The following is a 9,904-nucleotide window of genomic DNA, read 5'->3' on the forward strand; positions in this document are numbered from 1 at the left end:
TACCTGCGCCACGCCCTCGAATGAACGCGGCGACGGCTGGGCGTCGTGATCTACGCACGGCGTGCTCATCTTGAGGTTCCTCTCCGCCGCGGGGCCGGCGTGTTCGCCGGGTAGTGCGAACGGGCCGGTCATTGCGGAAGCGCTCCGCTCGGTCATCGGGAGCAGGTGTCAGGGCAGGCGGGATTGGACACCCTCGCAGGATCCGTGTCGCAGCTCACGTTCTCCAAGGTGGGGGTGACGGGCGCTGGTCAGAGCCGATGCCCGGTCAGAGCCGCTTGCCCATCCGACTCGTCGGAAGGCGGGTGAATTGGTCCACTCTCGACGTGACCCAGCCGGGTAGGGTCGTCACCGTGCGTTGATCTACGGCGCACCGCGTCGCGAGGCGAGTGGACGGGAGCCTGCCGAACGCATGGATGTGTTCAAGATCCATGAACAGCTGATCGGTGACTATCGGGCGTTCACGTCCGGTTTCGTGGAGGTCCGCGACTCTCGCATTCGCGCGCATGTCGACCGCGAGTTGTGCGATGGCGTGCAGTGGCCGGATCCGTGGCTCAGCCTCAATCCCAGCTTCGAGTCGGGCGGGAGCATCTCGGAGCTGGCGCGCGCGGGTGTGCTGCACCCGGAGTGTGAGCGCATCTTCCGGGTCAAGACCGGCCGCGAGGACCCGGGCTCGAGCACGCTGACCCTCCACCGTCACCAACGGGAGGCGGTGGAGGCCGCGCGAGGCGGCGACTCGTATGTCTTGACGACGGGGACGGGCTCGGGCAAGTCGCTGGCGTACATCGTGCCGATCGTCGATGACGTGTTGCGAGAACGCGAGCTGGACCAGGGTCGGCGACGTCCGGGGGTCAAGGCGATCGTTGTGTACCCGATGAACGCGCTGGCGAACTCGCAGCTGGGTGAGCTGGAGAAGTTCCTGCGGTTCGGCTATCCGGACGGTGGCGAGCCGGTGACCTTCGCCCGCTACACGGGGCAGGAGAAGGACGACGAGCGCCGTCGGATTCTGGCCGAGCCTCCGGACATCCTGTTGACCAACTACGTGATGCTTGAGCTGGTGCTGACTCGCCCGGACGAGCGCCGGCACCTGATCCGGGCGGCGCAGGGCCTGCGGTTCCTGGTCTTGGACGAGCTCCACACCTACCGTGGCCGGCAGGGCGCCGACGTGGCGCTGCTGGTCAGGCGGCTGCGAGATGTCTGCGCATCCCCGGACCTGCAGGTGGTGGGGACGTCAGCGACGATGGCCTCTGACGGCACCGCGGACGACCAGAAGGTGGCCGTGGCCGAGGTTGCGACGCGGCTTTTCGGCTCTCCGGTCACCCCGAGCAGGGTGATCGGGGAGACCCTGGAGCGGGCGACGGGCTCGGATCGGCCGACCGGGACGACCCTGCGTACCGCGGTGTCCGCGGCCAACTCCGGTGCAGCTCGGAACTACGAGCAGCTGGCGGCGGATCCGCTCGCAACGTGGATCGAGGACACGTTCGGGCTGGACAGCGACCCCGCTACCGGTCGTCTGGTCCGTCGGAAGCCCACCACCGTGAGGCTGGCGACCGCGACGCTGGCTGAGCAGACCGGACTGGATCCGGTCTCGTGCGCTGCGGCGATCCGGGGCGTGCTGTTGGAGGGTTCGAGCGCCCGCCATCCGAGCACGAACCGGCCACTGTTCGCGTTCCGGCTGCACCAGTTCCTGTCGAAGGGCGACACGGTGTTCGTGTCGTTGGAGCCCGAGGACACTCGCCATATCACCGGTACCTATCAGCTGCGAGTCCCCGGCGACCCGGACAAGGCGCTGCTGCCGCTGGGATTCTGCCGAGAGTGCGGCCAGGAGTACCTGGTGGTGGCCAAGCTGTGGCGGGATGGCCAGGCCGCGTACGTGCCTCGGCGCGACGCCGACGCCTCCGGCGGCGACAGCGTCACCGGGTACTTGTACGTCTCGGCCGATCTGCCGTGGCCGAAGGAGCCGATGAAGGAGGGGCGGCTGCCCGACCACTGGCTGACCACGACCGAGTCGGGTGAGCAGGTGGTCGTCGCCACCAAGGAGAAGTACCTACCGACCGAGGTGTGGCTCGGCCCGGATGGCGGCGAGACCCGGCGCGGCCAGGGCCTACAGGCGTGGTTCGTCTCGACGCCGTTCGCGTTCTGCATGCGGTGCCGGATCTCCTATGAGCAGGTACGCGGCAACGACTACGCCAAGCTGGCCACGCTGGACCGGGAGGGCCGCTCCTCGGCGGTGACCGTGGTCAGCGCCAGCATCGTCCGCTCACTGAAGGCGCTGGACCCCTCGCAGCTCAGTGGTGAGGCGCGCAAGCTGCTGACCTTCGTGGACAACCGCCAGGATGCCTCGCTCCAGGCGGGGCACTTCAACGACTTCGTGCAGGTCACCCAGCTGCGCGGCGGGGTTTACCAGGCGATGACGGCGGCCGGCGGCAGCCTGACGCATGAGACGGTCGGGCAGCGCGTCACCGCCTCCCTCGGTCTGACGATGCCGGACTTCGCCGCCAACCCGTTGGCGAAGTTCTCGGCCCGCGAGCAGGCCGAGCGGGCGCTGCGGGGGGCAGTGGAGTACCGCCTCTACACCGATCTGCAGCGCGGCTGGCGGGTCACCATGCCGAACCTGGAACAGTCCGGGCTGCTGCAGGTCCGCTACGTCGACCTACCGGAGATCGCTGCGGACGCCGACTCCTGGCGGCATACCCACCCGGCTCTCCAGGCGGCCGTGCCCGGGCTGCGTGCGGAACTGGTGAAAATCCTTCTGGACGAGTTGCGCAAGGTCTTGGCCATTGACGTGGACTGCCTGACCCAGCCGGGGTTCGACCGGCTGGTGCGCGAGTCCCGGCAGCACCTCGTCGGCACCTGGGCCATCGCCGAGGGAGAGCGCCTGATCGATGTCGGGACGGCGTTCCCCCGGTCCGGGCGGCCTGGCGGCATGCGGAACGACCTGAACGTCTCCGGCCGCTCGGCCTTGGGCCGCTACCTGCGCCGCCGGGACGTCGGCCTGGGCCACGAGCTGACCGTGGCCGAGTGCCAGGAGGTCATCGTCGATCTGTTCGGCGTGCTCGATCAGACCGGGGTGCTGACCCGGGTCGTCGAGGTCGACGGGGTTCCGGGCTACCGGGTGAAGGCATCGGCGCTGCGCTGGGTGGCCGGCGACGGCACGAAGGGGGCCGACGATCCGCTGCGTCGGTCGCTGGACAGCGAGGCGGTGGCGCGGGTCAACCCGTTCTTCGTCGACCTCTACCGCAACGTTGCGTCCACGCTGGCCGGGCTGCACGCGAAGGAGCACACCGCGCAGGTGCCGCCCGAGGACCGCGAGCAGCGGGAACAGGAGTTCCGGGCCGGCAGCCTCCCGCTGCTGTACTGCTCCCCCACCATGGAACTCGGCGTCGACATCGCGAGCCTGAACGCCGTTGCGCTGCGCAACGTCCCGCCGACCCCGGCCAACTACGCGCAGCGCTCGGGCCGGGCCGGCCGGTCCGGGCAGCCGGCCCTGGTCGTCACCTACTGCGCCACCGGCAACTCCCATGACACGTACTACTTCCGCCACTCCCGCGAGATGGTCGCCGGGTCGGTCGCGGCACCACGGCTGGACCTGACCAACGAGGATCTGGTCCGCTCGCACGTGCATGCGGTCTGGCTGGCCGAGACCGACCAGTCGCTGCGGGCCCGGCTGACCGACCTCGTCGATGTCAGCGGCGAGGGGCCGACGCTGACGATCCTGCCAGAGGTGTGGCGGGCACTGATCGATGAGGACGCCCGGCGGCGCGCCACGCACCGCGCCGAGAACGTCCTCAACGAGTTGCGCGGTACCTGGGAGCGCGCAGGTGAGCCGGTGACCTGGTGGTACGACGGGTGGGTGGCCGACCAGGTCGCCGCCGCCGCCCAGGGCCTTGACCTGGCCATCGACCGGTGGCGCTCGCTGTACCGGGCGGCCCTGGCCGAGCACCAGGAGCAGAGCAAGCTGTCGGTCGACCCGCGGGCGCCGAGCGGCGCGCGGGATGCCGCGGAGCGGCGGGCCCGGGACGCCCGCAACCAGCTGGTCCTGCTCCGCAACGAGGACAGCGAGTTCGGTCAGACCGACTTCTACTCCTACCGCTACCTCGCCTCCGAAGGCTTCCTGCCCGGCTACTCCTTCCCTCGGCTGCCCCTGGCCGCCTACATCCCGGGGATCCGCGGCTGGTCGCGTTCCCGCGACGGGGACTACCTGCAGCGGCCACGGTTCCTGGCGATCAGCGAGTTCGGTCCCGGCGCGCTGATCTACCACGAGGGCGCCCGCTACGAGGTGGTCCGCGTCCAGCTTCCCCGGGTGCCCGGAGTGCAGTCAGGCGTGGAAACCGAGGAGGCCCGGCGCTGCCATGCCTGCGGATACCACCACCCGGTCGCGGTCGGCACCGATGTCTGCGACGCCTGCGGTGAGCCTCTGGGAGCCAAGACGTACGGGCTGCTCCGCCTGCAGACCGTCTTCACCCGGCGCCGGGAGCGGATCTCCAGCGACGAGGAGGAGCGGCGCCGCTCCGGGTTCGAGCTGGAGGTGTCCTACCGGTTCCATGACCATGGCGACCGCCCGGGTCAGCTCGACGCCGTGACCAGCGCTGGCGCGGCCGGGACGACGGGTCCGTCGCCGGCGGTGTTGGATCTGCGCTATGGGGACAGCGCGACCATCCGGGTGGCGAATGTCGGGCGCCGGAGGCGGAAGGACCAGGCCGACCGCGGGTTCTGGCTCGACCTGGCCGAGGGCCGGTGGCTGTCGGACAAGAAGGCGGCCGACATCACCGTCGATGCCGACAACCTGGACGCGGCCGAGGACGTGAAACGCAAGGCCAAAGTCACTCCGTATGTCGAGGACCGACGCAACATCCTCGTCGTGCGCCTGCGCGACCGCGTGGACGAGACCACCGAGACCAGTCTGCGCTACGCCCTGGAGCGGGGCGCCGAAGCGTACTTCCAGCTGGAAGACTCGGAGTTGGACAGCCAGCTGCTGCCGGACCCGGACCACCGAGGACGGCTGCTGGTGACCGAGTCCGCCGAGGGTGGCGCGGGGGTACTGCGCCGGTTGGTGACCGAGCCCGACGCCATGGCTCGAGTGGCCCGGACCGCCCTGAGCATCGCGCATTTCGACCCGGACACCGGCGTCGATCTCGATCACGCACCCGGCGCCCCGGAGCGCTGCGAGCGCGCCTGCTACGACTGCCTGCTCTCCTACGGCAACCAGATCTGGCACTCGCTGATCGACCGGCACTCGGTGCGGGACCTGTTGCTCAGCATCGCGTCGTCCGCGACGACCGCCGGAGCCGGCAGCCGTGCCCGCGGCGACCAGCGCGACCTGTTGGAAGAGCTGGCTGATTCCAGGCTGGAACAGCGGTTCATCGCCTGGCTGGACAGCCGTGGTCTCCGGCTGCCTGACCGGGCCCAGGTCAGTGTGTCCGAGGCAATGGCCCGTCCCGATCTGGTCTACGACGGGCGGACCGGCTCGGTCGCTGTCTTCGTCGATGGCCCGGTTCACGACCACGCCGGCCAGGCCGAGCGGGACCGCGCGGCCGAGGAGCGGCTGTTGGACGCCGGATGGATGGTGATCCGCATCCGGCATGACGATGACTGGGATGCCATCGTCGCCCGCTACCCGTCGGTGTTCGGCACGGCCAAGGAATCCGCCCCCCTCGGCACCGGTCAGGAACGGACGTGAGCGTGAGGTACGCAGTCGGGACCCTGGTCCGGGCCCGGGACCGGGAGTGGGTGGTCCTCCCCGACAGCGCCGAGGACTTCCTCGTGTTACGCCCGCTCGGCGGCGGCAGCGACGACGTGGCCGGTATCTTCCCCGCTCTCGAACCCGTCGCGCCGGCGACGTTCCCGCTGCCCAGCCCGGACGACCTCGGAGACGCCACCAGTGCCGCGATGCTGCGGACCGCTCTGCGGGTGGGCTTCCGCTCCTCCGCGGGCCCGTTCCGCTCGCTGGCCGGGATCGCCGTCGAACCCCGGGCCTACCAGTACGTGCCGCTCATGCTGGCCCTGCGCCAGGACACCGTCCGGCTCCTGATCGCCGATGACGTCGGCATCGGCAAGACGATCGAGGCCGGGCTGGTGGCCGCCGAGTTGCTCGCCCAGGGCGACGCCCAGCGGTTGGCGGTCCTGTGCAGCCCGGCCCTGGCCGAGCAGTGGCAGCGCGAGCTCCGGGAGAAGTTCGCCATCGACGCCGAACTGGTCCTCACCTCCACGGTGAAGCGGCTGGAACGCGGCCTGCTGATGAACCAGTCCCTGTTCGACCGCTACCCGCACCTCGTGGTCTCGACCGACTTCATCAAGTCCCCCACCCGGCGGCACGAGTTCCTCAACCACTGCCCCGAGCTGGTCATCGTCGATGAGGCACACACCGCGGTCGCCGACGACTCGCTCGGCAGGCGGGTCCGCCACCAGCGCCACGAACTGCTCACCGACCTGGCCCGCGATGACACCCGGCACCTGGTCCTGGTCACCGCCACCCCGCACTCGGGCAAGGACGAAGGCTTCCGCAACCTGATCTCGCTGCTCGACCCGGCGCTGGCCACGCTCAACCTGGAGACCGGCACCGGCCGGGAGCGGCTGGCCCGGCACTTCGTGCAGCGGCGACGGGCCGACATCCGGCGCTTCTTCGACGACAAGAGTGGATTCACCGAGGAGACCTACTTCCCCGCGGACCGGGAGTCCTGCGAGGCGCCCTACGCGCTCGGGCCGGACTACCGGGCGCTGTTCGAGCGGGTCCTGGACTACGCCCGCGAGCAGGTCCAGGACTCCAGCGGAGGACCCCTGCACCAGCGGGTCCGCTGGTGGTCGGCGCTGGCGCTGCTGCGCACCCTCGCCTCGTCGCCGCGCGCCGCGGCCGCCACCCTCCGCACCCGCGCGGCAGCCGCCGAGGCGGTGGACGTCGCGGAGGCCGACGCCCTGGGACGGGCCGGCGTTCTCGACTCCGCTGACGACGAGGCCCTGGAGTCTCTCGACACCACCCCAGGAGCGGACACCGACCCCGCCTCCGGCGAGGGCAGCACCGGATCCTCGCAGCGACGGCGGCTGCTGGCGCTGGCCCGGGAGGCGGCGAAGCTGGAGGGGCCGGCTGCCGACCGGAAGCTCACGACTCTGGTCACGCAGGTCAAGGCCCTGCTCGCCGACGGGTACGACCCGATCGTCTTCTGCCGGTTCATCGACACCGCCGACTACGTCGCGGACCACCTCGCCGGATCGCTCGGCAAGAACGTCGAGGTCGCGGCCGTTACCGGCACGCTGCCACCGGCCGAGCGCGAGCAGCGCATCCGCGACCTGACCGGCACCGAGGCCCGGCACGTCCTGGTCGCCACGGACTGCCTGTCCGAAGGGGTCAACCTGCAGGGCCCCTTCCAGGCCGTCATCCACTACGACCTGGCCTGGAACCCGACCCGGCACGAGCAGCGCGAGGGCCGCGTCGACCGGTTCGGCCAGCGGGCGCCGGTGGTCCGGGCGGTGACCATCTACGGCACCGACAACAGCATCGACGGGATCGTCCTGGACGTCCTGATCCGCCGTCACCAGGCCATCAGCAAGGCCACCGGAGTCTCCGTGCCGGTCCCGGACGGCTCGAACTCGGTCGTCGAGGCGCTGATGGAGGGCCTGATCCTGCGCGGGCAGGACGCCAGCCAGCTCACCCTCGACCTGGGCCTCACCGAGAAGACCGAGGCGCTGCACCGCGAATGGCAGTCGTCGGCCGAGACCGAACGGGTGTCCCGCACCAAGTACGCGCAGCGGGCGATCCACCCCGAGGAGGTCGCCGCCCAGGTGGCCGCCGTCCGGTCCGCGCTCGGTGGCAGCGCGGAGATCGAGGACTTCACCAGCGAGGCCCTGCGCGCCCTCGGCGCCGCCGTCACGCCCTCGGAGACCGGGTTCGACGCCGTCACCGCGGTGCTGACGATCGGTGTCCGGGACGCCCTGCCCGCCGGTCACGCCGAACCACTTCCGTTCCATCGGCAACCTCCCGTCCCCCGCAAGCACGCCGTCCTCGCCCGCACCGACCCGGCGGTCGAGGCACTCGCCCGTCACGTGCTCGACGCCGCTCTCGACCCGGCCCTCGACCCCGCCGCCCGCCCGGCCCGGCGTGCGGGCGTCGTGCGCACCCGCGCCGTCGCCACCCGCACGACGCTGCTGCTGGTCCGGTTCCGGTTCCACCTCGACCTGCCCGGCCGGGACGGCCTTCGGCAACAGGTGGCCGAGGACGCCAGGTTGCTCGCGTTCACCGGCAGCCCGGAGGACCCGCGCTGGCTCACCGACGAGGACGTCGCAGCCCTGCAGGAGGCCGCGCCGGACGCCAACATCCCCCCAGACCAGGCCCACCAGCTCACCGCCCGGGTGCTCGGCCAGCTACCGGCGCTGTACCCGGCCCTGGAAGAGCGGGCCGACCGGGACGCGGACGCCCTTCTGGACAGTCACCGAAGGGTGCGTGCCGGGTCCGGCGCCGCCCGCCGCGGCCTGAAGGTGACCGCGCAGAAGCCGGTCGACGTCCTCGGCGTCTACCTCTACCTCCCGCTGCCGGCGGGTGCGGCATGAGCGACTTCACCACGGTCCGGACCGTCGGCGGCCTGCTCCCGCCCGACCTGCTCGCCCGGGTGGTCGCCGGAGACCGCGCCCTGGACGGGCTGACCCCATCGGCATACCACCTGGGCGCCGGGGAGACCCCTCGCGAGGCGGCCAACCGGGCGTGGTCGTACCTCACCGGCATCTGGTCCTCGTTCCGCGCGGCGCGGGACCAGCTCGCCGGAAAGGACCCGGCGGTGGGGCTGACCCGGGAGAAGTGGCTGCTCGTGCTGCTGCGCGAACTCGGCTACGGCCGGGTGCCGGCCACCCCAGCCGGCGGCCTGCACGCAGGCGGCCACTCCTTCGGCGTCTCCCACCTCTGGGAGGCCACCCCGGTCCACCTGCTCGGCTGGGGAGTCGACCTCGACAAACGCACCAAAGGCGTCCCCGGCGCAGCCGAACGCGCACCGCACGCCATGCTCCAGGAACTGTTGAACCGCAGCGACGACCACGCCTGGGGTCTGCTCTCCAACGGCCGGCAGCTGCGCCTGCTCCGCGACTCCACCTCACTCTCCGGCCAGTCGTACCTGGAGTTCGACCTCGAAGCCATGTTCGACGGCGAGGTGTTCTCCGACTTCGTCCTGCTGTTCCTGATGACCCACGAGTCCCGCGTCGAACTGCTCTCGCCCGGCGGGGCCGCCTCGGACTGCTGGCTGGAGCGCTGGCGCACCGCCTCGATCGAGTCCGGCACCCGCGCCCTGTTCCTGCTGCGGGACGGCGTCCAACGCGCCATCGAGGCCCTCGGCACCGGATTCCTGCAACACCCGGCCGGCGCCGAGCTGAACCGCCGACTCGCCGACCGGACGCTGCACCTGGAGGACTACCACCGCGCCCTGCTGCGGCTGGCCTACCGGCTGCTGTTCCTGTTCGTCGCCGAAGACCGCGACGCCCTGCTCTCTCCGGAGGCCGACCCGGCCGCCCGGGCCCGGTACGCCGGCTACTTCTCCACCGCCCGGCTGCGGCGGCTCTCGCTCAAGCGGCGCGGCACCAAGCACGCCGACCTGTGGCAGGCGGTCTCCGTCGTCATCGACGCCCTCGGCCGCGAGGGCGGACGCCCGGAACTCGGCCTCCCCGGCATCGGCGGGCTGTTCGACCACGGACCGGCCGACGTCGTCGCCGGCCAACCACTGCCGAACGACGCCCTGCTCACCGCCATCCGGCACCTCGCGGTCGTCCAGCCCAAGGGCCAGCCGCCGAGGACCGTCGACTACCGCAACCTCGGCGCCGACGAACTCGGCGGCATCTACGAGTCGCTCCTGGAACTCGTCCCCCGCCACGACGCCGTCGAGCGAACCTTCACCCTGGAATCCCTGGCCGGCAACGACCGGAAGACCTCCGG

2 protein-coding genes and 1 pseudogene are annotated in these 9,904 nt (G+C 71.2%); all 3 read left to right on the forward strand.

What is annotated here, in order from left to right:
• Positions 1-409 precede the first annotated feature (409 nt).
• Positions 410-5,677 carry a DEAD/DEAH box helicase gene (locus AC08OU_RS18150; protein WP_476605384.1) on the forward strand — a complete coding sequence of 1,756 codons (5,268 nt, stop codon included), beginning with the start codon at positions 410-412 and terminating at the stop codon, positions 5,675-5,677.
• The gene (locus AC08OU_RS18155; RefSeq protein WP_476605385.1) at positions 5,674-8,538 is read left to right on the forward strand and encodes a helicase-related protein; all 2,865 of its coding nucleotides are present in this window, start codon (positions 5,674-5,676) and stop codon (positions 8,536-8,538) included. The genes AC08OU_RS18150 and AC08OU_RS18155 overlap by 4 nt, the downstream gene beginning before the upstream one ends.
• A pseudogene (locus AC08OU_RS18160) lies at positions 8,535-9,904 on the forward strand (Eco57I restriction-modification methylase domain-containing protein); the annotation flags it as partial. The gene AC08OU_RS18155 and the pseudogene AC08OU_RS18160, both read left to right, overlap by 4 nt.

The organism is Frankia sp. CcMO1, assembly GCF_977945845.1.